Raw genomic sequence first — 25,554 nt, 5'->3', positions numbered from 1 at the left:
CCACTCAGCGGTGACAGCTCCCGGCTCGACGATCACCGATCAGCCGGCAAAGCGCGCCCGCATCTCCGGCCACAGCCTCACGAACGCCGCCTCGAGCCGCGGATACTCGTCATCCAGCCAGGGCGTCAACTCGGCCAGCCGATTGGGGCCACGGAGCCGGCTGCCGATGCCGGCAATCGCGCGACAGGTGAAGGCGAAATCGGCATAGCGCGTCAGCCAATCCCCCTCGATCATCGCCGGCACCAGGCGCCCCAGCCGATCCGGCGCCGGCGTGTTGCCGAGCACGCGATAACAGCGGCTGACCAGCTGACGATCGGGATGGCAGGCGGCGAGGAAATGATCCCACACCAGATCCAGCGCAATACCCACGAAGCGCCGCTGGGCGGCCGGGGCGCTGGCACGCAGCGCAACCACCTCGGGGTGGCAGTCGATGGCGGCATCCACCTGCCGATGGTGACGGATACCCGCCGCCACCGCTGTCGGCCAGTCCGCCAGTTGCTGTCCCTTGACGCCATCGGCGATCAAATTGCCCAACAGGAAGTCGTCACTACCGTGACGAGCGAGCTCGGCATGGGCGAGAAAGTTCATCGGCTGGCGCTCATGTACGCTCGCTCATACGAGGTCACAGGCAGTTGGTCGGCTTGGGCAACCCGGCCAGACGCGCGCCGACCTTGGCCGGGCTCTCCGGAAACAGCCGCATCAGATAGATCGAGCTGCCCTTCTCCTCGCCCAGTGCCTGACGCACCGCCTTGACCAGCGGGCGCATCGCCGGCGCCGCCTCGTAGCGCTGGTAGAAATCGCGCAGCAGCGTCAGCACCTCCCAGTGCGCGGCGCTCAAGGTGCGCCCCTCCTCACTCGCCAGTGCCTCCGCCACCGCCGGCGTCCAGTCGGCAAGCGAAACCAGATATCCTTCGGGGTCGAGAGCGATCTCGCGACCCTCGACCGTTATCGTGCGTGCCATCGTCGTCATCAGAACCAGCTCAAACTACGGGGAAAGGTCGCCGTCAACGCGACGAAGCCTGCCATATCGACCAGCGCCACATCGTCACTCAGACGCCCCAGCAGGCCGCGTGATTCAGCGTCTTCCGAGAGCACCGAGACGCGACCGCCGAAAGCCGCCAGGCTGGCTGCTGCTGCGGGCAGTGCGGCGTAGCAGGCATCCTCGATCAGCAGCAGGTGGTCGTCGGCACCGAACGCCTCGCTCAAGTCCCAGTAGAGACCGTCGAACTGGGGCGAGCGGTTGAGCAGGTGCAGCATCATCGAAATCTCCTCGATCAGAAGAGCAGCGTGCGTGGCTGCGCGTGGACCAGGCGTTCGAGCGCCTCGGCATCGAGCAGTTGCACCGGCAGCATGAGATCCACCGGCGTGAGCCCGCGGGCGCGCAGAGCGCTCGCGCTGACCCAGAGCCGCTCGATATCGTACATCTCCAGCATGGCCAGCTGCGCATGGGTCCCCTTCTGGCCCAGCGGCCCGGCACGCTGCCCCTCGACCAGCGCAAAGACACCATCTCCCTGGAACAGCAGACCAACCGCTTGACCGAAGGCCGCGGCCACCAGGGCGACATCGACGCCCTCGCGCAGCCAGAGCTGGTGCGTGCGGCGGATGGCGCAGTATGACCAGCAGGTCGAGCGATATCGGCTGGGTGTCGGCGGCTAGCGCCGTTTCATCGTCTGTCATGGCACTTACTCTGACACTCACTCGTGAATCGGCTCTCAGGGGGCAAAGGTGATCACGCGATCATTGCCCAGCATGGCATCGACCAGTTGCCCAAGCCCAGTCAACACGAACGGCGGCTCGAGGTTGTGCGCCTCGCGACCGTGACGCGCACTCTCCTCGGCGCTCATCAGACCGCGACGCAGACCCGCCGCCACGCAGATCAGCAGCTCAGTGCCATGTTCCTGCGCCAGTGACCGCCAGCCCTCGGCCAGGTGGACCTCGTCCTGCGGCGGCGCCATCAGCGTCGAAGCGTTGTGCACACCGTCACGATAGAAGAACACGCTCGACACCCGATGGCCCTGCGCCACCGCCGCCTGGGCGAAACGCAGCGCCGAGAGCGCGCCCTGCTCGCTGTAGGGCGCGGCGTGAACCAGCAGCGCATAGCTCAACACGTCGTAGGGCCTATCGATCATGGGAAGGCTCGCATCTTACCAAAGCCGCCCCCACGGCCAAACCTCTACTCCAAACGCAACGAAAACCCCACCGAAGTGGGGTTTCCGTTCAGCGGTTGGGCGGTCATTGCCCGGCGTGCGGATCAATCGTCGGACATCACGCCCAGGATCGACAGCAGGCTGATGAACAGATTGTAGATCGACACATAGAGCGTGATGGTGGCGAGAATGTAGTTGGTCTCGCCCGCCCGGTGAATGATCTCACTGGTCTGGAACAGGATCGCCGCCGACGAGAACAGCACGAAGCCCGCCGACACCGCCAGCGCCAGCCCCGGGATGTTGAAGATCAGCGCCGCGACCATCGCCAGCACCAGCACAATGGCACCCGCCACCATGAAGTTGCCCAAGAAGCTGAAGTCCTTGCGCGTGATCAGCGCCACCGCCGACAGCCCCAGGAAGGTGGCCGCGGTCATGCCCAGCGCGGTCATCACCAACTGCGCACCATTGGGGATGGAAAGGTAGAGATCGATGATCGGCCCCAGGGTAAAGCCCATGAACCCGGTGAACGCGAACGTCGTCAGAATGCCGGCGGCCGAGTTGGCAGTCTTGTGCACCAGGAACATCAGGCCATAGGCACCGATGAAGAAGATGAAGATGTTGATCTGTGTGACGCCTAGCGCCATCGCGACGCCCGCGGTCACGGCAGAGAACATCAGGGTCATGGCCAGCAGCATGTAGGTGTTGCGTAACACCTTGTTGGTGCTGGCCACGCTCGATCGACGCTCAGTGACGTCGTGCGATGTGCGGTAGTCCATACGTATCCCCTCGGTTATGTCGATTACACCCGTGGACCAGAATGCCCTTGCAAAGTTCCCCTGACAAGCGTAAATGGCACCGCCGGAAGTGAAATAACCCTTTGAAAGCTAAAGAACCTGTTGACGACCGAGGGAGAGCTGGTACTATCTCCCGCCGTAAGCCGGAGGGATGGCAGAGCGGTTGAATGCACCGGTCTTGAAAACCGGCAAGGGTTAATGCCCTTCCAGGGTTCGAATCCCTGTCCCTCCGCCACTTACATCTTAAAATCAGTGGCTTAGCTTCTTTTCTTCCTTCCTACAAGCTGCTCGATTGACCTCACCGGTTTTTCAGTGTGACTCGATTGTGATACGAGCCTTGCCACAGCATCTCGCGCTCTGTGCGGCGCCAGGTGGGCATAATTCTCCGTCATCGTGATCGTCGAGTGCCCCAGAACCTCCTTCACATCTGCCAACGGCACCCCTTCAGATACTATCCAGCTGGCTGCGGTGTGGCGTAGGTCGTGAATCCTGAGGTCAGAGATGAACGCCCGCCGGCAGGCGGTTCGAAAGCCCTCATGGGGTGCCACGTAGCGTGAACCGTCACGCTTCGCGAACACCCACTCGCTACCCGGGCAATATGTCGCTACCCAGGCAGCTCGCCTCTTCAGCGCCGCACAGCAACATCGTTGAGCGGCACGGTTCGACGCTTCCCTGACTTCGAATCCTCAGATTCCAGTGTGATGAGATTGTGATTCCAGCTCACACGCCGCCACTGGAGCTTCAGCAGCTCGTAGCGCCGACACCCGGTGTTCAGTGCCAGCTCGATGAAGTCGGCCAGCCGATCACCGTCGCGCAACTATCTGGCATTCTGCATCAGCGACGCAGCCTCGGCGCGAGTAATCCACCTCACCCTGCTCTCTGGCTCCCTGAGCATTCGGCCGCGCAACGGGTTTGGCAGCTTCCACTCGAGATGCACGATGGCGTGGTTGATCATCGCCGAGAGCACGGAGAGCTCTCGATTGATCGACGAGTCTGATACGCCATGGCCCCGGCGCCACTCGATGAATCTGCGGACATCCTGTCCTGCTAGACCACCCATGTCGGTACCATCGAAGTGGTCGTACAGCCGGCCGACCCTTTGCTTGATGTCCGACAGGGAGCGTTTTCCGCTGCACGCGAGCAGATACTCCGCCGCGACGTCCTCGAAAAGCCGCTCTGGCTCTCGGCCCCAATGCTGCTGCTGGAACAACTGGGCTCGCATGCGCCCTTCTATCGCCTCCGCCTCTTTCCGATCTACCGTCCCAGTAGACCGTCTAATCGGCTTGCCGCCCTGGCGGCGTGATGCTGAGCCACCAGTAAGGCGAGGCGGGTCGTTTGTGTGGCATGCCTGTTCTCTCCATTCGGCATGCCTGTTCTCTCCCATTCGGCATGCCTGTTCTCTCCCATTCGGCACGCCGGGCGCACCGGTATACTGCAAAGCCGGTGCATCGGCGTCAATCTGCTCGCGCAACTTGCCCAAGTGCACCATCCGCCTGGATCCGAGCCAGACCCACGGAATCGACCCGTCGTCCATACGACGGCACACCGTGGATCGATCACAGCCCAGTATCTTCGCTGTCTGCGTAGCGCTCGCCAGCCACTGCTCCATCGTCACCCCCGTTGATAGCCAGAAACGTCGCCCGCGCCGCGCTCCCAGATAGCTGCGGCCTCGCGAAACGCGCGCACCCCAGCGCAGCAGCAGTGGTAGGCGCTGGGACACTGGGTCGGGCCAGAGATCTCCATGCCGATCAGCTTGGCCTCCTGGCCATTCGGGCCGCCGAAACCTGGGGCGTCCTTATCGATCCAATTCGCCACCTCGCGCATGGCCTCAATGGCTGCGAGCGCTTCACGTCGCCGCACCGCCTCGGCGCTAGGCTCGCCCTTGATCACCTCTGTCGCATCGCTCAGCAGCTGCGTGAGCGTCGCAACACGCTGCTCCAGGTGATCGATGTCGGCAAGAGCTGGTGGCGCTCGGCTAACTGTTCATGACTGACATCCGCCATGGCTGGCTCAATTACAGCGACGACGGCGGTCGCCGGCGTCTGGTGGTGGGATGTGGACTGGGTCATGGCAGTCTCCATTCGTACATGACTCCGTAAATGCGATTGCCGCCGGTGACGCGCTCAACGAATCCCATCTTCTCCAGCGACTTCATCGCGCGCAGGACCTTGGGCGTTGTGACTGTCCTGTCCCATCCCTCCATTCGGATCGTGTTCTTGATGACATAGGTCGCGGCCGATCGCCGCAGCTTCATGGCATCCAGGCATTGCTTTGGATAGGGCTCATTCGTTGGGCTCCTCGCTTGATGCTTCACTGCTTGGCACCAGCCAGCGCGGCGACACTGGGGGGAACCAGAATTCGGCAAGAGCTTCGTCGAAAGCGTCGGTGTCGAGCACGTCCTGTTCGTGGTCGCGGAAGAGATGCACATTTTTGGGCCAATAGTCAGTTCTCCAGAATCAATAAGGGCTGCAAATCAGGAGACCTCGCTACGTACTTGCGAACGGCTCGCCTAACCACTCGTGCTTATCCATAAGCGCTGCGCCCGATCAAGGCGACGTCGAGCCTAGGTCGCTCTTAGAAGATTTCACCATTGTGGCTCGGTGCACGTTGAGGCCAAAATATTGAGAATATGACACTTCACCAATTCATCAGCATAGATACCGCCATGCAAATTTTGACATGCGCGCAACAATATGCTATCAAGCAGAATTTAAAGAACTCTATCTATACAATTGAGCATTCACTTGAACAGAGATGAATTTTTAAACAGCGCGATAATTGACGCACAATTAACCATAAGGGCGCTAGACGTTAAGTTTGGTTTCTTAGTCTTACTATTATCTGCACCATTAGGAAAAGTGCAGCAGATACTAAATAGCGTATGGATAAGCTGGGAACTAGGCCAACCTTACCTCTTTGGGCTACAGACCACTTGCATTGTCTTTTGGCTGGCCTGCATGTCGATAACTTTATTCGGAGTAGCCGCATCAAAGCCGAGCAGAGCGATATCCTCCCACCGCAAGACAAAATACTTCATGGCCCCACCATCACGCGAAGAGGAGTATCGAAATTATTACAAAAAAATCCTTCAAGAGATTTCATCCAAATCGTGGAGGCCAACTGAAGACTTGGTTTCAGAACTTCTTGCACTTAGCTCTATAAGATCAAGAAAGTCCAAGATTTTAAACATCGCCTTATCTCTTGGCGCAATCGTTATTGCACTCATCACGATCAACTTTGCACTATACTATTCTGGAGTTCATTTTGCTTAACGGGGATCAGAAAGCTGAAATCAATCAGCTGGTTTATAACTGCCTAATACAAGCTGAGGAAAGGTGGGCCCAAAGTGGTCACATCCTTACCAAAGGACTGGAGAGATTTGATGAGTCATTCGACAGTAGCCTTCCTCGTGCCGAAGTAGTACCTTCTAAAATCCCAGGTCATGAGTTCGTCGATTCTCACGACCATAAAACCGAGCAATTGATCGCTATCGTTGCAGACATGCGAGACTCCAGCAAACACCTAACCGAGAGCATATCCAATCGATCCGGCATCACGTTAAACCAAAGAGTTTTTTACGAAACATCCGCATTACTGCCCGCACTAGAAAGAACTATAAATTTTGAAAAAGGAGGTGTCACAGAATACCTAGGAGACGGCTTGCTCGGCTTTTTTAGGGTTTCTAGTGATAAGAAGAAGAGCATTTCGAGTGCTTGTAAAGCCGCACAAGACTGCGTAGGTGACAGCCTAGAAATCGTGAACAATCAATTAAAAATCAGATATGACCTGCCTCCGATTAGTATTGGCGTCGGCATGGATATGGGTTTTTGCATGATCACTACTCTCGGCATACCGGGATCTCTTCATCCTAAAGCCTTCGGCCGATGCGTCTACAATGCAACAAAACTCTCTGACGAATATAATGAAGTTAAAATAACAGACTATCTTAGGGATTCATGGCCATCCACCAAAGGAGGCACCATTGGATTCAGAAAACGTACCGGCCGGAATGGAGTGCCTGGGAATATATTAGTAAATCAGCCCAGTTCGACATGATGAAGAGCAGCTCCCGCCCGCAGTTTGCGATGCGTGGCACGTTCTCAAAGATTAAGCAGCTCCGGCGGATCATCGGCCCAGGCTTCGGGCGTCAGCCAGATGCCGCGCAGCGTCAGCCGGTTGAGCGCCTGGTATTTCGGCGTACTGCTGCGGCTCTGCGACAAGAGCCCCGAGAAGCCCTTGCAGGGAGCGCTGAGGAACACGATGTGCGGCCGCTCGCCGCCCAGGCCACAAAACAGGTGGAAGTGGCGAATCTCGCGTGCTTTTATCATAAAAGGTGCTCCATATCTGGCTAAGCTGACTGCTTAGCTGCTTGGTGTAGGCGTGATGCAGCTGCAACTGACAAGACCAGCTTTATGAAACCGGCTCCACATAGAGGGAACAGAAAATGAAACCAAGCAAAGTCAAAAGAAGTTATGATCGCTTTAATGATTACTCTGCAGATTTGATTAACTCGGACTACAACACTTTCAACGATCGCGCAAATATGCTTATAGATTTTTGCGAGACGGACGAAGTCCTCAAGCTAGTCCATGAGCAACTTATCAATCACAAAAACGTTGACTTCGACACTTGGTATCAAGAACGCAAAGCCACTATAGGTGGAATGGTGGGAAGTGGGGAGTTGACTTTCCCTACCAAAATCGATGACCGCATGGCGATTCAGTATCAATTAATCTACAAAATTAAAGCTGGCGAAATAGATGCGGCTCATTTCGCACATCACTTTTTCCCTACAGGACGGAAGCTCGATGACGCGATAAGAGCATTCAACGAATGCAGTGAGCATGCCCCTTTTTCGCGAGATGAACTACAAGTTCGAAGATATCCTTGAAGAGCTACCGGAAAACAACAAACAGGAGGTAAATCCCAGCGTTATCCAATTCATCGGAAGCGCACAAAGTGTCATTCAACAAAACACTCAAGGTAGCAACAACTCAGTCTCGGCCACCATCAACAATACCGAACTAGAGAAGAAATTTGGAAAGCTTAGACAAGAAGTAAGGAACAACATCACTGCGGAAGACGAAATTCGTCAGCATATCGAATCTATTGATTCAGCAGAAATGTTGCTAGCCAGTCCTTCGCCAAAAACCGGACCGGCCAGAACTTTGCTTAATACGTTACCACACGTTGGGTCCATTGCAGCGCTGGTTGCTAGCGTGCTGCAAATAATAGGTTCAAGGCTAGAATGGAACTTCGTCGTTGAAGTCGTCGAAGCTGCCCGCAGCGGGCGCGCCATAGTTCCCGGCCTGCTGCTGGTCACTTGGCTATTCGGACTTCCATCGTTCTGTTGCCTGTTCTGTGGCTGCTGGCCGTCAGTCGGACGGCTATCGAGCATCTGCATATCGCGCCCGCGAATCTCCGTCGCGTAGCGCTCCTGGCCGTCCTGTCCTTGCCACTTCCGCGATTGAAACTTGCCCTCGATGTAGACCTTCGAGCCCTTTGCGAGATAGCACTCGGCGATCTCGGCTAGCTTCTCGAACAGGATCACGGTGTGCCAATCGGTGTGCTCCTGGCGCTGACCGCTCTGGCGATCGATTCATGCATCGGTAGTCGCGAGCCTCAGTTTCGCGACTCGTGTGCCGCTGGGCATCGAGCGAACCTCAGGGGCGTGCAGCAGACATGGGAATTGCTCGGTGAGATACTTTCGCGACTCGAATCCGAAGCATTGGAGCCCATCATGGCAGCCACCAAAGCAGAAAATAGGCAAATCCGTGAATGCCGTGCCAAAGCAGCATGAGGGTGTCACTCAAAGAACGAGGTTACATCGGGATACCTTTCTTCCAGAATGGCATTGATCAGATCGAAGCGGTATTCCTTCAAATCATGGCCTTTCTTGCGAACCCCCGTGAGGATTTCCTGAAGTGTTCTATTCCCTTTCTTGAGGTTTGAGTTGACCCTCTTCACCTCATGCGGGCGGGGAGGGTTGTAGCCATATCGATCTACAATCTCAAGCGCCGTGGCCAAAGGAGGACCTGGTGTTTGGTCCCAGCAGAAAATAATCAGGTTGATCGCATTGCGCAGTTGCTTTGATGCAGGGTCGTCAGCCCTTGCGTTCCCGGGTCGCCCAGCACCGGTGGCTCCAGAGCCAGTGCCACCAGCATGCGCCGGCTCGAACTTCAATGGGTCAAACCGCTTTGGCGGAGCTACGTTTATCAGCTCAAGAAAATGATCTGCTGCAACCTTGCCGCAGTAGAAGGTGCCTTCATTCTCTGGATTTCCCTTCTCTTTATAAGAGAACAGATAGTATTCACTGCTAAGAACATCCCCCGTGCAGCTATTTTTTTGCTGCCCCTCTAGTATCCTGCTTCGGAACACAGGCACAAAATCATACTTTTGCACAAGCTCTGTGCGGCGCTCGGGATTGCGGCAGTACATCGTGACCCCCAAGGTAGAAGCTGTACTTTGTTATATCATTCTTCTTCCAATCCCTGCCATCGACCACCGGGCTGTGCCTGCGACGGATGACTTTCCCCTACCCCAGCTGCGCTTCGATCGCGCTCTTGTCGATCATCGACAGGACGCTGATGATCTTGCCGTCGTGGCAGGTGTAGAAGACGTTCTCGGCGAAGCGAACCCGCCGGCCATCGACCGCCAGGCCAAGGAAGGTGCCTTGTGGCGTGCAGTCGAACGCCAATCGGGCAGCGATGCGCGGTGGCTCGACCACCAGCAGCTCGATGGTGAAATGCAGATCCGGAATGGTCGCGAAATCCTGCTCGAGCATCTCGCGATAGCCGACGAACCCCAACTGGCGGCCGTTGTGGGTCACGGCTTCGTGGACGAATCGCCCCAGTGTGTCCCAGGCCTGACGGTTCAGGCAGTCGATATAGCCGCGGTAGAGATCGGCAAGGTCGTCTCGGTGCATCGTCGGGCTCCGTGGTGCCACAGCCGCGTAGCGAGGCGTGAATCAGTAGCCCACGCAGTCTGGCATGGCCCTGCGGCGACGGCGAGTCGCTTTACGAACAAGCACTTGAGACATGAATTCTGGTAACAAACCGCGCCAGGAGTGCTACGCTTCGGAGCAGTTCCCGGTGAAGCCTCCATGTGCCGTCTGCTATCCCTCATTCTGATCTGCTGCCTGCTGGCCGGCTGTGTCTCGGCCGTGCCGCGCCTGAGTGCGACGAATTTCCTCAGAGACAGCCGTACCTGCGAACGCCAGACGCACCAGATCGCCGGCGAGCCGGAGTACCAGGCGTGCATGGGCCGGCTGGGCTGGCCGGACCCGCAGAGTCAGAGCGCACGGATTCAGAACGACGCCAGCAGCACCGATCGCGACCAGGACTTGCTCAATGAGGCGGTCAACGGGTTACAGTTTGGATTACAGTGGGATCTCGATCCCGACTAGCACCATGAGGTTTGCTACCCGCCAGCCTCCACCGATCATGACGCCAAACGGTCATAGGTGGGCGTTAGGCTGATCCAGGGCAAGCTTGTGCTGTCGCGGACCCACTCCCCATACCGCGACGTCGCCACCCTTAACAATCACACCCTATACAGCGGCATCGAGTGAGCTACGCTCAACGTTCATCTCTTGCGCGAGGATTCCAGCATGGCCGAGCCTTTCATCGAAGTGCGAAAGACCCTCAAGCCGGGCAGCCACAATCAGGTCTGCTACGAAGTCTTCGACGGCGATACCGGCGGTAGCCTTGGCTATTTCGACGAGGAGTCGCAGGCCCAGCACCGCGCCGCGCGTATGAACGGCATGATCGAGCGCGAGACCGGCAAGCAGCTGAGCCGCCCGTCGCTGGATGCCGAGGTCGAGTAGACCGCCGCCACTCCTTGGTTCGTTCAACCAACACTTCTTTCAGTAAGTACTCGTTTCAGTAAGCACTTTTCGCCATAAGCGCTTCCCACTCGAACCCGGGCCATCTCCTGCCCGGGTCTTTGTCTGCCGGTCCTTCCGCGATAGCTCGGTTTTAGAGAGGCTGTGGTTATCGAGGGGCTCTGGTTTTCGAGAGGCATTGGTTCTCAAGCGAGCTGGGCTTGCCGACACAGGCTGGCTGTCAGTGATAGAGCCTGAGACCGACTCGCGTCACCCGGTTGCCTTCCATCTCGCTGACCACCCAGTGGAAACCATGCCAGTCGACGTCGTCGCCCACCACCGGATGGCCACCGACGCGTAGCGCCACGAACTCGCCTAGCGTCATCTCCTGCTCCCCCGGACTGAGGGTGAGACCGTAGGCATTGGCCACGTCCTGCATCAGCGCTTCGCCGTCGAGCGAGAAGGTGCCGAAGAAGGCGCGCTCGCGCTTCAGCTTGGACTCCCCATTGAAAAGGCGGTTTAGCGAGGGCAGATCGCCGGTGCGCCCGATCAGGCAGATCACGTCCTCCAACCGCAGCCGGGTGCTGCCCTTGGGATGGAGCATGGCGTGCTGGCGAAAGATGGCCGAGATCAAGGTGCCCGAGGGTAGCCGCAACAGGCGAATGGGCACGTCGTCGAGCGACTCGTTCTCGACCTTGTAGACGAACATCTCGTAGTCGTTCTCGGGCAGTACGCCGAGCTGGCCGCGGCGGTCGGGCGTGGTGCTCTCGGGCAGCGCTACGCGCATCCAGTGGGCGAAGCGCGCCAGGGTCGACCCCTGCAGCAGCAGTGAGATCAGAACCACGAAGAAGGCCACGTTGAAGTAGAGCGCCGAGTTCTCGACGCCGCTGATCACCGGGAAGATCGCCAGCACGATGGGCACCGCGCCGCGTAGCCCGACCCATGAGATGAAGCACAGCTCGCGCCAGCGGAAATTGAAAAACGGCAGCAGCGAGGCAAGCACCGCCAGCGGGCGCGCCACCAGGATTAGCGCCACCCCCAGGATCACGCTGGGCACGGCGTAGTCGATCATCTCGGACGGGGTGACCAGCATGCCCAGCACCAGGAACAGTCCGATCTGACTCAGCCACGCCAGACCGTCGTGGACCGGCAGGATGTGAGTCAGGTGGCGCCCGGGCTGATTGCCGATCATCAGCCCGGTGAGGTAGATCGCGAGGAAGCCGCTACCGCCGATGGCGCTGGTAGCGCCAAAGATACAGAACCCCAGCGCCAGGGCGAGCAGCGAGTAGAGCCCCGGCGCCAGATCGAGCCAGCGCAGCATCTTGGCCGAGATCCAGCCACCGCCAAGGCCGATCGCCAGCCCTACGCCGAACTGCAGCACGAAGCGCATCAGCGTGTCGCTCAGTCCGCCCACGCCACCGGTGAGCATCTCCGCCAGGGGTGATGGTGAGAAAGATCGCCATCGGGTCGTTGGTACCCGACTCGATCTCCAGGGTGGCACCGACACGCTCGTTGAGATTGACGCCCTGCCCCTTGAGCATCGAGAAGACCGCCGCGGCGTCGGTGGAACCGACGATGGCCCCAACGAGTAGGCCTTCGATAAGGCTGAGATCGAGCAGCCACATCGCCAGCAGGCCGACGATACCGCTGGTGAGAAAGACGCCGATGGTGGCCAGCGACAGCGCCGGCTTGAGCCCCACGCGGAAGGTCTGGAAGCGGGTGCGCAGGCCGCCGTCCAGCAGGATCATGGCGAGCGCCAGGTGGCCGATCAAGAAGGCTTGCGAGTAATCATCGAACTGGCCGAGCACGCCCTCCTCGCCCGCGAGCATGCCCAGCCCGAGGAAGAGTACCAGCAGCGGCACGCCGATCCGCGAGGAGACCCGGCTGGCGAGGATGCTCAGCGCGATCAGCGCGCCGCAAACGAGAAACAAGCTATTGATCGAGTCCACGAGACTATCGTCGGTATCCGTTCCCAAAGATTCAGTATGCCATGTCGCTACCCGATTGCGCCGGGACGCACGCCGATTTTTTTATCTTTTTCATATGCCTAGAGCCAATAGGGATATTCCCGTAGTGGCGTGCTCCGAGGCCCCAGCACGCCGAGGGCCAGAATGACTGCGCGCATGCCGGCTCGATGAAGGTCGAGCGACGGTAAATGCTCGGCGCCGTATGCCTCGACGAAGGCCTCGCGCTGCGCTGCGTTCTCGAGCATCAGCTCGAGCAGGCACAGGTCGAACTCCAGTGGCGCCCATACCAGCGCCTCCCAATCGGCCCAGTAGTCATCCAGCCCGCCGAGCAGGAACTGATCGGGGCGCAGATCGGGCAGGCTCCAGACCGCGCGGCTCGGCAGCGGCCAGGCCAGACTGGCCAGCGCCACGGCGTCGAGAGCGCCGCGGCTGGCAACGAAGGCGCGCCGCCCGCGGCCAAGCGTCGAGCGCATAAACGCCGCTCGCCGGATGCCCCCACCCCGGCAGCGAGTCATGGTGGAGTCGCCGCAGCTGCCGCCCCAACTGGCCGCGAGGCGGCATCCATCCGCGCTACCGACGCCTGACGCCAGGGCAGGCTCCACAGCGGCGCGCCTTGGAGCCGTCCCAGCCAGGTCAACGGCAACGGCGCCAGCGGCAGATGCTGCGGCAGCGAGCCTGCCAGCGCCGGCAGCTCATGGCATGGCGCCAGCGGTCGACACCGAACAGCTCACGCATGCCGTGCCAGAACGGGTCGTCGTCGGCATGGGTACGAGCCAGCTTGTAGAGCTTGGCGAGAGTTCCTCACTGCGCCACAGCCAGTTGGCGCTGTCGGCAAAGCGTAGCAGCAGCGGCGTCAACGCCACCCCAGCGTAGAGCGACACCCGGCGCGTCAGTTCGGCGTCGGCCATGGGCAGGACATCTGACAAGATCACGACTCCTCTCGAGTTCGGTGCATCGGGCCGAAGGTGGGCAGCGGCTTTCGGGCGGCGTACAATCGGCGCTCACTGGATAGGGGTGCCCGCCGGACGGGCTGAGAGTGCAGCGCACAACCCTGGAACCTGAACCGGTTAGCACCGGCGGAGGAAAGGCCAGCCTGCCCGCGCATGATGCCCCCGCCGTTGCAGCCCCCCGTCATGGGAGTGGTCATGTCACCACCCGGGCTGGACATTCGCCGCGCCTCGCTCACCTTCGGCGCCCGGCCATTGTTCCACGATCTCGCCGTCGAATTCGACGCTGGCAGCTGGACCTGCCTGCTCGGGCGCAGCGGCTGCGGCAAGAGTTCGCTATTACGCATGATTGCCGGCCTCACCCTGCCCGACCGCCATCACATCGAGTGCACGACCAGCGACGGCCAGCCGTTGCGGGGGCGCCTGGCGTGGATGTCGCAGCAGGATCTGCTGGTGCCGTGGCTGCGGGTCATCGGCAACGTAATGCTGCACCCAGTGGCGCGGCCGGCGGGCGGGACCGACAGCCCCGGAGGCGCGTGAGCGCGCGCAGGCGCTGCTCGCCCGTGTGGGCCTGGCGGACAAGGCGGATGCCTGGCGGCGGCACTCTCCGGCGGCCAGCGCCAGCGTGTGGCGCTGGCACGCACGCTGTACGAGGATGCCGGGGTAGTGCTGATGGATGAGCCGTTCTCCGCGGTCGACGCCATTACCCGGCTCGAACTTCATGACTTGGCCAGCGAGCTGCTCGCCACACGCACCGTGATCATGGTCACCCATGACCCGCTGGAGGCGCTGCGGCTCGACCGGCTGCTGGTGTTGCAGGGCGAGCCGGCCCAGGCGGTCCGCTGGCGGCGCCGACCGGCCAACGGCCGCGGGCGCTGGATGATCCGCAGCTGCTGGCGCATCAAGCCGAGCTGGTGGCGCTTTTGCGGGAGCCGGCGCATGTCTGAATCGACGTCGATCCAGAGAGTCCGACCCGGTCTGCCGCGTCAACTTCATGGCCCGGCGCGGGCGCTACTGGCGCTGGCGCTGCTACTTGCCGCCTGGCAGGCTGTCGTTAGCCTCACCGGGGTCCCGCGTTACATTCTGCCATCGCCGCTGGCGGTGGCGCGGGCGCTGCTCGAACAGCGCGCGCTGCTGGCCCATCACGCCATGGTCACCGCGACCGAAATCCTCGGCGGCTTCATCGGCGGCGTGCTGTTGGGGCTGGCCACGGCGCTATTACTGGCACGCTTCCGGCCGCTGCGGCGCACCCTGCTGCCACTGCTGCTGATCAGCCAGGCGATACCGCTGTTCGCGCTGGCGCCGATCCTGATGCTGTGGCTCGGCTATGGGCTGTGGCCCAAGATCCTGATGGCCATGCTGATCATCTATTTTCCGGTCGCCTCCACTGGCTACGACGGCCTGCGCCAGACTCCGCAGGGGTGGCTCGACCTGGCCACCACCTTCGGTCTGTCACGCCGTCAGACGCTGCTGCGGGTTCAGCTGCCGGCGGCGCTGCCGTCACTCGCCTCGGGGCTGCGCATGGCCGCCAGCGCGGCACCGATCGGCGCGGTGATCGGGGAATGGGTCGGCGCCAGCCAGGGCTTAGGCTATCTGATGCTCAACGCCAACGCCCGCCTGCAGATCGATGTGATGTTCGCGGCCCTGGTGGTCCTGGTGGCCTTCGCACTGGCGCTCTATTTCGGCGTCGACGCCGCGATCCGCGCGGCTATGCCCTGGCACCGCGATCGCCTGGAGGCCAGCGTGTGAAACCCGCCCCGAAACCATGCGATCACACGCCGACAATAACCACACCCAGAGGGAACCTGCGTATGCCCACGCTATCTCGAACCATCCCTGCCACGCTCGGACCGCGCCGCCCGGCGCTGCTCGGCCTGATCCTGCTGATGCTGGCTACGCTGCTGCCGCTTCACGCCCAGGCCGATGACGACGCGTTGGTGCCCCCCAAGATGATTCCGCTGAGCGTGATGCTCGACTGGTATCCCAACCCGGTACATGCCCCGATCCTGGTGGCCAAGCAGCGTGGGCTGTTCGCCAAGCGCGGGCTGGACGTCGACATTCAGTCACCGGCGGACCCCAGCGTGCCGCCCAAACTGGTCGCCGCAGGGCGCATCGACCTGGCGCTAAGCTATCAGCCGCAGCTACATCTGCAGGTCGATCAAGGACTGCCGGTGGTGCGCATCGGCACGCTGATCGCGACCCCGCTCAACGCCCTGCTGGTGCGCGCCGACAGCGGTATCGACGATCTCTCCCAGCTCGCCGGCAAGAAGATCGGTTATTCGGTGGGCGGGGTCGAGGAAGTGCTGCTGGCAGCGATGCTCGAGCACCACGGGCTGACCCTGGACGACGTCGAGATGGTCAACGTCAACTTCTCACTGACGCCGGCGCTGATCAGCCAGAAGGTAGACGCGGTCACCGGGGCCTTCCGCAACTTCGAGCTGGCACAGATGAAGCAGGAAGGGGTTGAGGGCAAACCGTTCTATATCGAGGAGGAAGGCGTCCCCACCTATGACGAGCTGATCTTTGTCGCCAACCGCGACACCTGAATCAGCACCGCGACGCCTATCGCCGCTTCATGGATGCAATCGGCGAAGCCACCGCCTGGATCATCAATCATCCGGATGAGGGCTGGCAGCGCTTCATCGCCTACGACCCGACGCTGGATACCCCGCTCAACAAAGCGGCATGGAACGCCACCCTGCCGCGTTTCGCCCTGCGCCCGGCGGCGCTGGACGTCAAGCGCTACCGCGACTTCGAGGCCTTCCTGCTCGAGCGTGGTCAGATCAAGAGCCAGAGCCCGATCTCGCGCCTGGCGGTCGATCTCAACGCGCCCTGACGCACGGCCGGACGAGGCGAACGGCACCGGCCAAGGTGAACAGAATCAGCTAAGGTGGGGAGCATGAGCTCCCCCATGCCCCTCTACGACCCTCGCCGCGATCCCGCCGAGTCGCTGCCCAGCACTGGCATCGATACCCTCGATGCCCTGCCGTCGCGCACTGGCGTCTACGTCTTCTTCGGTCACAACGACCTGCCGCTCTACGTGGGCAAGAGTCTCGACATCCGCACACGCGTACGTACCCACCTGCGCGATCCCGCTTCCGGGCGTCACCGCCATATGCTCGAGCAGACCCAGCGCATCGCCTGGATTCTGACCAGCGGTGACCTCGGCGCGCAGCTGCTCGAAGCCGACCTGATCAAGCGCTGGGTGCCGCTCTACAATCGCCAGCTGCGTCGCCGGGTCCGGCTGATCAGCTGGGACTGGCCGGAGGGTGAAGCGCGCCCCGAACTGAGCGATGGCCAGTGGTGGTCACCGCACGCTCGCGCTTCTACGGCCTGTTCCGTAATCGCCATACGGCCCGCACCACGCTCAAGGACATCGCCACCGAGACGGGGCTGTGCTTGCGAGTGCTGGGGCTGGAGACGGGGCGCGGGCGCTGTTTCGGCTATCAGCTGGGACGCTGTCGCGGTGCCTGCTGCGGCGAAGAGAGTCTGGAGAGCCATGCTCGACGGGCCAAGGCGGCGATGGAACGGCTGCGGATCGAGAACTGGCCATGGCCGGGCCGGGTGGCGTTTCGTGAACGCAGTGACAGCGGCGATGTCGGGCTGCACGTGGTCGACCACTGGCACTACCAAGGCAGCGTCAGCGATCTCAACCAGCTCGAGGTACTACCCGACAACCGCGGTTTCGATATCGACACCTACCGGATTCTCAACCGCTTCCTCGCCGCCCACCCCGACAATCTCGACGTCATTCCCGTGGAGGGAGAGGTAATCGACTAAGGCGAGACGGACGGCACCGATTGAGCGCCACCGAATGGAGCACCGCCGCGTCCACGTCAGCGACGAAGCAGACAGTGGCGGTCCAGGGCTCAACGGTGGCGGTTCGACTCTCGGATAGGGGCGACTCAGAGAGAGGCGAAAAAGCGCGACAGCGCCTGCTGGAACGCTTCCGGCTGCTCGGCATGGAGCCAGTGCCCCGCGCCTTCCAGCGTCTGCCAGGTCGCCTCGGGCATCACTGCCGCCACCGCTTCTCGGTGAGCGTCACGCACATAGGAGAATCACCACCGCGCAGCAGCAGCGCTGGCCCAGGATAGGCGCCCTCGCCGTCCGGCGCGGCAATGATGTCCGCATAGCCGTCGGCGATCTCGTCGAGCCCCACCCGCCAGCGCAGGATCCCGGCGTCGTCGCGTACCAGATTGGTGGCCAGGAACTGGCGCGTGGCTGCGACATCCACGCTTTCAGCTCAGCGCATCGGCCTCTCGGCGCGATTCGGGCTGACCCTCGACAACCCGACGCATGGCGGCAAAGATCTCGTCGTGACCATGCTCATAGGGCACCGGGGCGATGTCGGCGACGATCAGGCTGGCCACCGCTCGGGGCTGCTGCCGGGCCAGGGTGATCGCCACTTTGCCACCCATCGAATGCCCCAGCAGATCGAACTGTTCGATCTCGAGCGCGTCGAGTGACTCAGCGACATCTGCTGCCATCTGCGCGTAGCGCATTCCCGACGCATGCGGCGAACGTCCGTGATTGCGCAGATCGAGCGCCACCACTCGGCGCGCCTGCTGCCACTGCTTGATATGAGAGCGCCAGTTGTCGGCGCTTCCGAACAGGCCATGCAGCACGACAAGAGGGCGCGCCGCATCATCGGCATCGACGACGCCGGTATCGATAGAATGCAGTTGCAATCTGGCTCTCCTCTCTTTTTCTTACACTCACTGGCTTTCCACTACTCGCTGGCTTTCGATCGCTGACTCGTCTTTCGGCCTGCCTTGCGACGACCGGCCTGGCGTTGTCTCGGCATGAGTAGCGAGAATAACAGAGCGCCAGGCAGACCGAGCCCCGGTCTGTTAGCTACGAGCCTCAGCGCCGTGGCAGGCCTGGCAGTGTCTCATCATGGCCACTCAGCACCACCCGTCCCAACCAGGCCAGCAGAACCCCATAGAGCGGCAGGAAGAACAGCAGCTGATGGTCAGCTTCACACCGCGTAGTCGAACCAGGCGATATCGACCCAGTGTTCACGCATGAAGGGTCGGGGCCGTGCCAGAAGGCGATCGCAAAGAACGCGAAGGTATCGGCCAGATGCCGGATGGTCGAGAGCGTCGGCGCCACCCACCCAGGCGCGCAGGCGGCGCAGGCGATCGAAGACATGGATGTCGAGCAGCTTGGCCGAGCACATCGGCCATGAAGCTGTGCCAGGGCGATGCGCCGACGAACAGGTTCCACTGTCCCAGCGCCTCGAAGCCCTGGAAGCGGCCCTGCTGGAACAGCCGATACCGCATAGGACACCATCAGTGCCGGCACCATCACCCCGGCGATGATGCGCCGCGCGGCCGATTTGCCGAACAGCCGCACGGTAAGTCCGTAGCCAGGAAGATGAAACGGGAAGCATGCTCCCCAGGTGGTATGCAGCCCCCACAGCGTGAACGGTAGCTGCACCAGATAGTTGCTGGCGGTGATCACCGCCACATGAAAAGAGACCAGCCACAAAAGCGCCTGGCGAATCTGACTCTCGTCGAGCTTGAGCATGAAAGAACCTTTTTCGTCTGCCGGTCGGCCGAGGGGTAAGGGAACCCTCAGTGACATCGTTCCCGCCTGTCGTGACTTCGGGCGGGCACGGCGGGGGCGCATTATAAGCACCCTCTCGATAGCAGACCAGATGGACCACCAAAAAGACTTTGTAACTTAACGTTACAAAGGGTAATATAAGAAAGGGATGTAACAGATTGTTCAGCGCCGGCCCTGCGAATGCGGACTTCACTATGACGGAAACAGACACTTTCGGAAACTCAGTTCGGGCCAGCCACCGCGACCCTGAAGGCCATGGCCAACGAGAGCCGGCTACGTATTTTGTGCCTACTGATGAGCGGTGAGCGCTCGGTGACCCAGATCAACCAGCAGATGGCGCTTAGCCAATCGGCGTTGTCACAGCATCTCGCCGTGCTGCGTCAAGAGAGACTGGTCACGACACGGCGAAGCTCTCAGATCATCTACTATTCGCTCAACGGCGATACCGCCGGGCAACTGATCGCCACCCTCGCCAATCTAGATCTGGGCTAGGCGCACCCGGCACGTGCCAGAAGTGGGCAGGCCGGGGCGGCGGCCCCACCCGCCGCGCCTCCTCCTGCCCCCGGGCACGCCGGGGGAGCATCTGGGGCCTGTCTGAAAGGCGGCCGAGCCTGGACCGACTCCCCTGCGGGCAGGCGGTATGTTAGCGCCGGGGTCTAATGACGCTCCCAGCTCAGACGGCCTAGCCGCTCCAGCACCCGATCCAGCGTCCGCTCCACTCCCGCTTCGGCGCCCTTGGCCAGACGGCCGACGAGACCGCGGCGACTCGTCAGCGAGACGTGCAGGACCCGCGCCTGGCTGGAGAGCTTCCCCAGCAGGTAGGCATCACTGGTACCGACGGCATCGACCAGTCCCTGAGACTGCGCTTCGCTACCGTACCAGATCTCCCCGGTCGCCACCTGCTCGAGGTCGAGCTGCGGGCGGCGCTCGCCCACATACTGCTTGAACAGATCGTGGGTCGACTGCAGATCCTCGAGAAACTTGGCCCTGCCCTCCTCACTGTTCTCACCCAGCACGGTCAAGGTGCGCTTGTAGCGCCCTGCGGTCAGCAGTTCGACATCGACGTCATGCTTCTTGAGCAGCCGGTGCACGTTGGGAATCTGCGCCACTACCCCGATCGACCCGATCACCGCAAAGGGCGCCGCGACCAGATGATGGGCACAGCACGCCATCATGTAACCGCCGCTGGCCGCGACCTTGTCCACGCATACCGTGAGCCGCGCGCCAGCGTCACGCAGGCGGTCGAGCTGTGCCGCCGCGAGGCCGTAGCTGTGGACCAACCCGCCCCCGAGGTCAGCCGCAGCACCACTTCGTCACCCGATTCGAGCTGCGTGATCAGCAACGACACCAATTCGGACAGCGCCGGCGTCGCCGAAGCCTTGAGGTCGCCCTCGAAATCCAGCACCCAAACCCGCTCACCCACCGCCGCCTTAGACGCCTTCTTCTCTTCACGCTTGAATCGCTTGGCCAGTTGGCGCCGCCCCGACTTAGGCGTCGCCGCCAGCTGCAGCTGGCGCTGACGCCCAGAGAATCGCGCATTCAGTGAGGTCACCCGTAGCTTGCCACCGCTATCGCCACCGCCGCGGCGTCGGCCGTGCGCCACCAGGGCCAGGACCAGCGCCAATGCGACGACGAGTGTCGCCGTCTTGGCCAGGAACATCGCGTACTCCGCCAGCCATCCGATCACGTCTCACTCCTTATATGATTTATCACTGACTCATAACCTATCGACTCACACCGTGGACAACGGCCCTTCACGCCTGGCACACCTCGATACCCTCCACGAGCGGCCAAGAATCGGCTTGAGAAACCGTAACTTGCATAACGACAGGCGCAGTGGTTTGCTTATCCTAAAGCCAATGGAGGGCCATCATGGATGACGACCAGCTGATCACCAAGCTGCAACACCGCTTCGACCCCGCGGCCGCGGGCGATCTCAACGCGACCTATCAGTTTCTGCTGCACGACGCCGACGATCATCACTTGGTGATCGAAGGTGGCAGCCTCAGCGTTCACACCGGTCATCACACAGCCCCCGATGTGACCATCGAGAGTGACACCGCCACCCTCGTGGCCCTGATCAAGAAAGAGCTCAATGCCATGCAGGCGCTGCTCGGTGGCCGGGTCAAGGTCAAGGGCGACATCGGTCTGGCTGCGCGGCTGCCCAAGCTGTTCGGCAAACGCAACGACTAAACGGGCCTCAGCGGATCGCTACTGCGCGCCGGTGGGTCTCGATCAACTGGCGCGAGATCGAGTAGCTGGGCGGCAGCTCCGGCGGGCGCTCCGGCGTGAACCAGGCCGCATCGGCAATTTCCTGGCCGTCGATGCGAATGCGCCGGCTGGTCGCCTCGGCGAAGAAGCCCATCATCAGCGAGTGCGGGAAAGGCCATGACTGGCTCTTGAAGAAACTGACCCCCCCACCTCGACGCCAACCTCCTCCATCACCTCGCGGCGTACTGCCGCCTCCACCGCCTCGCCAGGCTCGATGAAGCCCGCCAGGGTCGAGTAACGCCGCGGCGGAAAGCGCGGGCTACGCGCCAGCAGCATGTCGCGGCCGAAGGTGACCAGGGTGATGATACAGGGCGAGATACGCGGATAGGCACGCAGGCCGCACTGCTCGCAGGTCATCGCAAACTCATGCGCCAGACGCTGAGTCGGATGACCACAGCGCCCACAGAAACGGTGGTCGCGCTCCCAATGGCTGACCTGCAGCGCAGTCGCCAGCAGTTCGCTCTCGGCCGGCGATATCTGCGCCAACCACTCGCGCGCCGCGGGCCACGTCTCGCCGCCGGTCTCGATCGATAGCGCCACCGGCTCGTCGTGCCAGAAGCCAAGGCGCAGCGCTTGCGGCGGCCAGGCCGCGTCGCGTTCGAGCACGCCCTGACCGTCGCTGCTCGGCGCCACGCCCTGAGCGTTCATGCGGAGAAGCCAGCCCCGTCGCACGTCCGCGGGAGGCAGCTCGCGACGCAGCATCAGGAGGCGGCTCCATCACCGTCCAGCGCATCCCAGCGACATTGGCCGGCGGCTTGACGGATCTGCGCCAGACGCTGGCGATGCGCCTCCCACTCGGCCTCGCTGGGCTGCGCCACGACCAGCGGCGTGGCCGCCCGATCGAGCTGGAGATGCGTCTCGGCACCGCTCTCGTCACGACTTTCGCTCTCTTCGCTACCGGCCAGCGACAAAGCCGTCTGGCCGCCGGTCATGGCGAGGTAGACCTCGGCCAGGATCTCGGAGTCGAGCAACGCGCCGTGGAGCACACGCTGGCCGTTGTCGATATCGTAGCGCTTGCACAACGCATCCAGGCTGTTGCGCTGCCCGGGTGCATCTGCCGCGCCATCTTGAGGGTGTCGAGCACGCTGCAGTGTTCGGCCACCGGCCCCAGCACCGGCTCGCCACGCGCGGCCTTGAGCAGGCGGAACTCGTGGTCGAAGAAGCCGACGTCGAACGGCGCGTTGTGGATCACCAGCTGGGCGCCACGCATGAATTCCCACAGTTCGTCGGCAATCTGCGCGAACACCGGCTCGTTGGCCACCCGCTCATTGGTGATCCCGTGGATCTCGATCGCCTCGGCCTCGATGTGGCGCTCGGGGTTGACGTACTGATGATAGGTACGGCCGGTGAAGCGGCGGTTGATCAGCTCGATCCCACCGATCTCGATGATCCGGTGCCCCTCGCGCGGGTCGATCCCGGTGGTTTCCGTATCCATGACGATTTGGCGCATGCGGCTCTCCTCAACTCTCAAACACTCGATCTGCAATAGCTCCGGCGCCCACACGCCGGGGGCCTGGGTTGGCGCACGTCAGTCGCCGGCGATCACCGCATCGATCGCCTCGTTGGCCAGACGATCGGCCGTCTCGTTGCCGGCATGGCCGCTGTGGCCCTTGACCCAGTGCCACTCGATGCGGTGCCGCTGGGTCTCCGCCAGCAGCTCACGCCACAGCTCGGCATTCTTTACCGGCTCTTTCGAGGCGGTCTTCCAACCACGCTTCTGCCAGCCGTGGATCCACTCGGTGATCCCCTTGCGTAGATACTGGGAATCGGTCCACAGCGCCACCTGACAAGGGCGGTCGAGGGCTCGCAGCGCCTGGATCGCCGCCATCAGCTCCATGCGATTGTTGGTGGTATGCCGCTCGCCGCCCTTGAGTGACTTCTGGTGCTGACCCGAGACCAGCAGTGCCCCCCAGCCGCCGGGTCCGGGGTTACCGCGGCAACCACCGTCGGTGTAGATGGTGACCTGAGGCAAATTGCCCTGGGACGTGGCGTCAGCGGTGGAGGCAGATGAAGAAGAAGCTGGCAAAACGTGAATTCTCTGGCGTATGGGTCCATCGGCAGCAGCATCGATGGGGAGTTCGACCGTACCAACGGCATCGGGCGGTCGGGTGTCAGCGCCTGGCAGCGCCCCGGCATCCTGGGGTCAAGCGCCGTGCGGCGTCTCCAGACGTCGCACGGGGGCATCTTGCAGCGGTTGCGCCGAGAGGGAACCATGGCCCCCAGCGACGCCCCGCGTCGGCGCCTGCGGATGATGCCGCGCCAATCCCAGCCAGGCACCGGACTTGGCCCCCATCAGGGTGGGCTCGCGCAGCGCGATCGGCTGCACCGGCAGCGCCCGGCGCCGGGCGATCAGCATATAGGCCTGCCCCAGCGGCACGTTGTAGCGCGCCGGCCGAAGGTCTCCAGCCGCCGGTTGCGTGCCGAACGCCAGGGCAGCCGGAAGCCGCAGTAGTCTACTCGCTCGATCTCGAAGTCGACAAACTCGAGCCAGTCGCGCAGCCGCCGGGGCGTACGCCAGGCCCGCTGCCACGGCGGCTGGTGCCGACGCGGGGCGCCTCCGGTCGGGGCATAGGGGTGCCAGCCGAAGACCACCAGCCGGCCATCGGCGCGGGTCACTCGGGCGGCCTCCTGGAGTACCTGATGGGGGCGCTCGACCGCCTCGAGCAGGTGATGGACCACGGTCAGGTCGAGGCTGTCATCAGCCAGCGGCAGGCGCTCCGGGGCGCAGATCAGGGTATTGGGCTGACGCGCCAGCGCTGCGATGGGCGCCCACTCCAGTGCGTGGCGGATCGGGCTCATGTCACTGATCAGTGGCGCCATCCCGAGCTGGAGACTAAGCACGCCATGGTGATGCTCGCAATGGGGGCCGAGACAGGCACGCTCGGCGCGCCACAGCGCGTCGCCGGGCCCGGACTCCCAGAATTGGCGGCCGCGCCGGACCGCTTCGGCGAGCCGTTGCTGCGTAGACGTGATTGACACGGGCGCCTTAACTCCCCAAGGTTATCGCTTTTTGAGCGGTGTGCGGCGCCATTCTCGGCGCAGCCGAAGGCCGCATGCGGTGGAACCGGCCGGGTCGATTCGGGTCTCAGCGAGGTCGATCGGATCGAGTCCCCTGGCATTGCCCCATCGACGAAGCCTTCAATCCGAGGTCTTTGCCGTCGACGACAGCATCGTTGACGCCCGCTCCCTCGTCGCAAGAGGATGACACATGCTGAGCGTGAAGCCGATTCCCGCGCTGGATGACAACTATATCTGGCTCCTGCGTCAGGACACCACCGATGCCGTTGCCGTGGTCGATCCAGGAGACGCGGCGCCGGTGATCGAATGGCTCGAGCGCGAACAGCTGCGCCTCGAGAGCGTATTGATCACCCATCACCATCATGATCACACCGGCGGTCTGCGCGAGCTGATCGAACGCTATGCACCGCAGGTCTACGGCCCCGAGAATCCGCGTATCGAAGGTATCGATCAGCGTCTCGGCGAGGGTGACGAGTGCCGCGTGCTGGGACGCCGCTTCGAGGTCTCGAGCGTTCCCGGACACACCCTCGACCATATCGCCTTCTATGCACCCGGTACGCCGGGGCTGCTGTTCGCCGGCGACACCCTGTTCTCCGCTGGCTGCGGCCGTCTGTTCGAGGGCTCACCGGAGCAGATGCGCCACTCCCTGGCCAAGTTCGACGCCCTGCCGGACGACACCCTGGTATTCCCGGCGCATGAGTACACCCTGGCCAATCTCGCCTTCGCCAGCGCCGCCGAGCCCGACAATGCTGCCCGCGACGCCTATCGCCAGGAGTGCGAACAGGCGCGCCGGCTAGAGCGGCCGACGCTACCCACCACGCTGGGCCGCGAACGCCAGATCAATCCGTTCCTGCGCCTCGACCAGCCTTCTCTGCAACAGACGCTGAGCGAGCAAGGCGCCAGTGCCAGCGCAGCAGAGGCCTTTGCCACACTGCGTGGCTGGAAAGATCGTTTTTGAACGTTGCTCGCCGATACGGCGCCTCGACCGGCGTCGCGGGCGGCGATTTACACCCAAGGATG

Annotated in this window: 37 protein-coding genes, 1 tRNA gene and 6 pseudogenes; 15 read left to right on the top strand and 29 right to left on the bottom strand. The window is 62.2% G+C overall.

All coding sequences use genetic code 11. From position 1 onward, the window contains the following. Nucleotides 1-39: 39 nt before the first annotated feature. The 6 genes from CN538_RS16785 to CN538_RS16760 form a co-directional block, all read right to left on the bottom strand. The gene (locus tag CN538_RS16785; protein WP_106420170.1) at nt 40-588 is read right to left on the bottom strand and encodes an acyl carrier protein phosphodiesterase; all 549 of its coding nucleotides are present in this window, start codon (nt 586-588) and stop codon (nt 40-42) included. A 34-nt stretch (nt 589-622) separates the two neighbouring features. Further along, nucleotides 623-970 carry a TusE/DsrC/DsvC family sulfur relay protein gene (locus tag CN538_RS16780; protein ID WP_106420169.1) on the bottom strand — a complete coding sequence of 116 codons (348 nt, stop codon included), beginning with the start codon at nt 968-970 and terminating at the stop codon, nt 623-625. Then, a complete protein-coding gene (gene tusB, locus CN538_RS16775) occupies nt 970-1,260 on the bottom strand; it encodes a sulfurtransferase complex subunit TusB (RefSeq protein WP_106420168.1) in 291 nt (96 codons plus the stop codon). Before tusB ends, CN538_RS16780 begins: the two co-directional genes overlap by 1 nt. A 14-nt stretch (nt 1,261-1,274) precedes the next feature. Next, a complete protein-coding gene (locus CN538_RS16770; protein WP_340638161.1) occupies nt 1,275-1,553 on the bottom strand; it encodes a DsrE family protein in 279 nt (92 codons plus the stop codon). Nucleotides 1,554-1,712: 159 nt separating this feature from the next. Further along, complete coding sequence (gene tusD / locus CN538_RS16765; protein ID WP_106420688.1) at nt 1,713-2,105, bottom strand: sulfurtransferase complex subunit TusD; 393 nt, start codon at nt 2,103-2,105, stop codon at nt 1,713-1,715. Between the two features lie 146 nt (nt 2,106-2,251). Continuing rightward, nucleotides 2,252-2,923, bottom strand: coding sequence for a Bax inhibitor-1/YccA family protein (locus CN538_RS16760; RefSeq protein ID WP_106420167.1), 672 nt, complete (start codon nt 2,921-2,923; stop codon nt 2,252-2,254). Nucleotides 2,924-3,086: 163 nt separating this feature from the next. Between CN538_RS16760 and CN538_RS16755 the strand changes: the two genes are divergently transcribed. Further along, nucleotides 3,087-3,176, top strand: a tRNA-Ser gene (locus CN538_RS16755). A gap of 22 nt (nt 3,177-3,198) precedes the next feature. On the opposite strand, the gene CN538_RS26495 is transcribed toward CN538_RS16755, so the two are convergent. From CN538_RS26495 to CN538_RS16740, 5 genes are all read right to left on the bottom strand, one after another. Next, complete coding sequence (locus tag CN538_RS26495; RefSeq protein ID WP_422917590.1) at nt 3,199-3,570, bottom strand: tyrosine-type recombinase/integrase; 372 nt, start codon at nt 3,568-3,570, stop codon at nt 3,199-3,201. Then, a complete protein-coding gene (locus CN538_RS26490; protein ID WP_207233545.1) occupies nt 3,567-3,758 on the bottom strand; it encodes a tyrosine-type recombinase/integrase in 192 nt (63 codons plus the stop codon). Before CN538_RS26490 ends, CN538_RS26495 begins: the two co-directional genes overlap by 4 nt. Beyond that, nucleotides 3,759-4,163 carry a site-specific integrase gene (locus CN538_RS21325; RefSeq protein ID WP_207233544.1) on the bottom strand — a complete coding sequence of 135 codons (405 nt, stop codon included), beginning with the start codon at nt 4,161-4,163 and terminating at the stop codon, nt 3,759-3,761. It lies immediately after the preceding gene. A gap of 389 nt (nt 4,164-4,552) precedes the next feature. Beyond that, nucleotides 4,553-4,831, bottom strand: a complete 279-nt coding sequence (locus tag CN538_RS16745) for a hypothetical protein (protein ID WP_106420166.1) — start codon at nt 4,829-4,831, stop codon at nt 4,553-4,555. Nucleotides 4,832-5,006: 175 nt separating this feature from the next. After that, the gene (locus tag CN538_RS16740) at nt 5,007-5,195 is read right to left on the bottom strand and encodes a helix-turn-helix domain-containing protein (RefSeq protein ID WP_106420165.1); all 189 of its coding nucleotides are present in this window, start codon (nt 5,193-5,195) and stop codon (nt 5,007-5,009) included. Nucleotides 5,196-5,673: 478 nt separating this feature from the next. Here CN538_RS16740 and CN538_RS26740 point away from each other — a divergent pair, with 478 nt between their 5' ends. Next, nucleotides 5,674-6,213, top strand: a complete 540-nt coding sequence (locus CN538_RS26740; RefSeq protein ID WP_479725156.1) for a Pycsar system effector family protein — start codon at nt 5,674-5,676, stop codon at nt 6,211-6,213. Continuing rightward, on the top strand, nt 6,179-6,997 hold the full coding sequence (locus tag CN538_RS20065) for an adenylate/guanylate cyclase (RefSeq protein WP_129591402.1): 819 nt from the start codon (nt 6,179-6,181) through the stop codon (nt 6,995-6,997). Before CN538_RS26740 ends, CN538_RS20065 begins: the two co-directional genes overlap by 35 nt. Nucleotides 6,998-7,041: 44 nt before the next feature. On the opposite strand, the gene CN538_RS16735 is transcribed toward CN538_RS20065, so the two are convergent. After that, the gene (locus tag CN538_RS16735; RefSeq protein WP_242495294.1) at nt 7,042-7,269 is read right to left on the bottom strand and encodes a hypothetical protein; all 228 of its coding nucleotides are present in this window, start codon (nt 7,267-7,269) and stop codon (nt 7,042-7,044) included. Nucleotides 7,270-7,385: 116 nt separating this feature from the next. On the opposite strand from CN538_RS16735, the gene CN538_RS20060 reads away from it, so the two are divergent. Continuing rightward, nucleotides 7,386-7,832, top strand: coding sequence for a hypothetical protein (locus tag CN538_RS20060; protein ID WP_129591401.1), 447 nt, complete (start codon nt 7,386-7,388; stop codon nt 7,830-7,832). Between the two features lie 201 nt (nt 7,833-8,033). Here the strand turns inward: CN538_RS20060 and ssb are convergent, their stop codons facing one another. The 3 genes from ssb to CN538_RS16725 form a co-directional block, all read right to left on the bottom strand. Further along, nucleotides 8,034-8,492 carry a single-stranded DNA-binding protein gene (ssb, locus tag CN538_RS16730; protein ID WP_422917522.1) on the bottom strand — a complete coding sequence of 153 codons (459 nt, stop codon included), beginning with the start codon at nt 8,490-8,492 and terminating at the stop codon, nt 8,034-8,036. A 254-nt stretch (nt 8,493-8,746) separates the two neighbouring features. Next, entirely contained in the window at nt 8,747-9,379 is a 633-nt protein-coding gene (locus CN538_RS20055) for a hypothetical protein (protein WP_129591400.1), read from the bottom strand. 97 nt (nt 9,380-9,476) lie between these two features. Further along, on the bottom strand, nt 9,477-9,866 hold the full coding sequence (locus tag CN538_RS16725; protein WP_106420164.1) for an ester cyclase: 390 nt from the start codon (nt 9,864-9,866) through the stop codon (nt 9,477-9,479). Nucleotides 9,867-10,043: 177 nt separating this feature from the next. On the opposite strand from CN538_RS16725, the gene CN538_RS16720 reads away from it, so the two are divergent. After that, nucleotides 10,044-10,346, top strand: a complete 303-nt coding sequence (locus tag CN538_RS16720) for a hypothetical protein (protein WP_106420163.1) — start codon at nt 10,044-10,046, stop codon at nt 10,344-10,346. Nucleotides 10,347-10,550: 204 nt separating this feature from the next. Further along, nucleotides 10,551-10,766, top strand: coding sequence for a hypothetical protein (locus tag CN538_RS16715; protein WP_035473317.1), 216 nt, complete (start codon nt 10,551-10,553; stop codon nt 10,764-10,766). Between the two features lie 238 nt (nt 10,767-11,004). On the opposite strand, the pseudogene CN538_RS16710 reads toward CN538_RS16715, so the two are convergent. The 3 genes and pseudogenes from CN538_RS16710 to CN538_RS16700 form a co-directional block, all read right to left on the bottom strand. Then, a pseudogene (locus CN538_RS16710) lies at nt 11,005-12,712 on the bottom strand (potassium/proton antiporter). A 98-nt stretch (nt 12,713-12,810) separates the two neighbouring features. Beyond that, the gene (locus CN538_RS16705; protein WP_106420162.1) at nt 12,811-13,203 is read right to left on the bottom strand and encodes a hypothetical protein; all 393 of its coding nucleotides are present in this window, start codon (nt 13,201-13,203) and stop codon (nt 12,811-12,813) included. A gap of 219 nt (nt 13,204-13,422) precedes the next feature. After that, a complete protein-coding gene (locus tag CN538_RS16700) occupies nt 13,423-13,656 on the bottom strand; it encodes a hypothetical protein (protein WP_129591399.1) in 234 nt (77 codons plus the stop codon). Nucleotides 13,657-13,875: 219 nt separating this feature from the next. Between CN538_RS16700 and CN538_RS23455 the strand changes: the two genes are divergently transcribed. The 6 genes and pseudogenes from CN538_RS23455 (at nt 13,876) to CN538_RS23445 (ending at nt 17,457) form a co-directional block, all read left to right on the top strand. Next, a complete protein-coding gene (locus CN538_RS23455; protein WP_242495291.1) occupies nt 13,876-14,217 on the top strand; it encodes an ATP-binding cassette domain-containing protein in 342 nt (113 codons plus the stop codon). 87 nt (nt 14,218-14,304) lie between these two features. Then, nucleotides 14,305-15,426, top strand: a complete 1,122-nt coding sequence (locus CN538_RS16690) for an ABC transporter permease subunit (protein ID WP_242495289.1) — start codon at nt 14,305-14,307, stop codon at nt 15,424-15,426. A gap of 62 nt (nt 15,427-15,488) precedes the next feature. Next, a complete protein-coding gene (locus tag CN538_RS16685; RefSeq protein ID WP_242495288.1) occupies nt 15,489-16,223 on the top strand; it encodes an ABC transporter substrate-binding protein in 735 nt (244 codons plus the stop codon). A gap of 29 nt (nt 16,224-16,252) precedes the next feature. Continuing rightward, on the top strand, nt 16,253-16,513 hold the full coding sequence (locus CN538_RS23450) for a substrate-binding domain-containing protein (protein WP_242495287.1): 261 nt from the start codon (nt 16,253-16,255) through the stop codon (nt 16,511-16,513). Between the two features lie 63 nt (nt 16,514-16,576). Next, a pseudogene (locus CN538_RS26485) lies at nt 16,577-16,867 on the top strand (GIY-YIG nuclease family protein); the annotation flags it as partial. A 113-nt stretch (nt 16,868-16,980) separates the two neighbouring features. Next, nucleotides 16,981-17,457 carry a hypothetical protein gene (locus CN538_RS23445; protein WP_242495286.1) on the top strand — a complete coding sequence of 159 codons (477 nt, stop codon included), beginning with the start codon at nt 16,981-16,983 and terminating at the stop codon, nt 17,455-17,457. A 125-nt stretch (nt 17,458-17,582) separates the two neighbouring features. On the opposite strand, the gene CN538_RS26480 is transcribed toward CN538_RS23445, so the two are convergent. The 4 genes and pseudogenes from CN538_RS26480 to CN538_RS16665 all read right to left on the bottom strand — a co-directional run bounded on the left by CN538_RS26480 (nt 17,583) and on the right by CN538_RS16665 (nt 19,206). Next, the gene (locus tag CN538_RS26480; protein WP_422917521.1) at nt 17,583-17,690 is read right to left on the bottom strand and encodes an alpha/beta fold hydrolase; all 108 of its coding nucleotides are present in this window, start codon (nt 17,688-17,690) and stop codon (nt 17,583-17,585) included. Beyond that, nucleotides 17,690-17,911, bottom strand: a complete 222-nt coding sequence (locus tag CN538_RS26475) for a hypothetical protein (protein ID WP_422917520.1) — start codon at nt 17,909-17,911, stop codon at nt 17,690-17,692. Before CN538_RS26475 ends, CN538_RS26480 begins: the two co-directional genes overlap by 1 nt. A gap of 4 nt (nt 17,912-17,915) precedes the next feature. After that, on the bottom strand, nt 17,916-18,365 hold the full coding sequence (locus CN538_RS26470) for an alpha/beta fold hydrolase (protein ID WP_422917519.1): 450 nt from the start codon (nt 18,363-18,365) through the stop codon (nt 17,916-17,918). A gap of 175 nt (nt 18,366-18,540) precedes the next feature. Further along, nucleotides 18,541-19,206 (bottom strand): annotated as a pseudogene (locus CN538_RS16665) (7-cyano-7-deazaguanine/7-aminomethyl-7-deazaguanine transporter). A gap of 276 nt (nt 19,207-19,482) precedes the next feature. Between CN538_RS16665 and CN538_RS16660 the strand changes: the two are divergent. After that, a pseudogene (locus tag CN538_RS16660) lies at nt 19,483-19,737 on the top strand (ArsR/SmtB family transcription factor); the annotation flags it as partial. A gap of 164 nt (nt 19,738-19,901) precedes the next feature. Here CN538_RS16660 and sohB read toward each other — a convergent pair. Together sohB and CN538_RS25535 are read right to left on the bottom strand one after the other, a co-directional pair. After that, the gene (gene sohB / locus CN538_RS25540; RefSeq protein WP_340638160.1) at nt 19,902-20,525 is read right to left on the bottom strand and encodes a protease SohB; all 624 of its coding nucleotides are present in this window, start codon (nt 20,523-20,525) and stop codon (nt 19,902-19,904) included. Beyond that, nucleotides 20,417-20,932 carry a hypothetical protein gene (locus tag CN538_RS25535; RefSeq protein ID WP_340638159.1) on the bottom strand — a complete coding sequence of 172 codons (516 nt, stop codon included), beginning with the start codon at nt 20,930-20,932 and terminating at the stop codon, nt 20,417-20,419. The genes sohB and CN538_RS25535 overlap by 109 nt, the downstream gene beginning before the upstream one ends. Before the next feature lie 185 nt (nt 20,933-21,117). On the opposite strand from CN538_RS25535, the gene CN538_RS16650 reads away from it, so the two are divergent. Further along, the gene (locus CN538_RS16650) at nt 21,118-21,438 is read left to right on the top strand and encodes an SCP2 sterol-binding domain-containing protein (RefSeq protein WP_106420156.1); all 321 of its coding nucleotides are present in this window, start codon (nt 21,118-21,120) and stop codon (nt 21,436-21,438) included. 7 nt (nt 21,439-21,445) lie between these two features. Here CN538_RS16650 and nudC read toward each other — a convergent pair. The 5 genes and pseudogenes from nudC to CN538_RS16625 form a co-directional block, all read right to left on the bottom strand. Continuing rightward, a pseudogene (gene nudC, locus CN538_RS16645) lies at nt 21,446-22,218 on the bottom strand (NAD(+) diphosphatase). Then, nucleotides 22,218-22,966, bottom strand: a pseudogene (gene dnaQ, locus CN538_RS16640) (DNA polymerase III subunit epsilon). Before dnaQ ends, nudC begins: the two co-directional pseudogenes overlap by 1 nt. Before the next feature lie 78 nt (nt 22,967-23,044). Further along, nucleotides 23,045-23,542, bottom strand: a complete 498-nt coding sequence (gene rnhA / locus CN538_RS16635; protein WP_242495285.1) for a ribonuclease HI — start codon at nt 23,540-23,542, stop codon at nt 23,045-23,047. 117 nt (nt 23,543-23,659) lie between these two features. Then, nucleotides 23,660-23,893 carry a hypothetical protein gene (locus tag CN538_RS16630; RefSeq protein WP_106420154.1) on the bottom strand — a complete coding sequence of 78 codons (234 nt, stop codon included), beginning with the start codon at nt 23,891-23,893 and terminating at the stop codon, nt 23,660-23,662. Further along, complete coding sequence (locus tag CN538_RS16625) at nt 23,866-24,495, bottom strand: methyltransferase domain-containing protein (protein WP_129591397.1); 630 nt, start codon at nt 24,493-24,495, stop codon at nt 23,866-23,868. The genes CN538_RS16630 and CN538_RS16625 overlap by 28 nt, the downstream gene beginning before the upstream one ends. Nucleotides 24,496-24,724: 229 nt before the next feature. Between CN538_RS16625 and gloB the strand changes: the two genes are divergently transcribed. Further along, nucleotides 24,725-25,492, top strand: coding sequence for a hydroxyacylglutathione hydrolase (gloB, locus tag CN538_RS16620; protein WP_106420152.1), 768 nt, complete (start codon nt 24,725-24,727; stop codon nt 25,490-25,492). The last annotated feature ends 62 nt before the right edge of the window (nt 25,493-25,554 follow it).

It is taken from the genome of Salinicola tamaricis (genome assembly GCF_003006155.1).
In the GTDB taxonomy this organism is placed as follows: domain Bacteria; phylum Pseudomonadota; class Gammaproteobacteria; order Pseudomonadales; family Halomonadaceae; genus Salinicola; species Salinicola tamaricis.
This window is presented reverse-complemented; position numbering and strand designations above follow the sequence as displayed.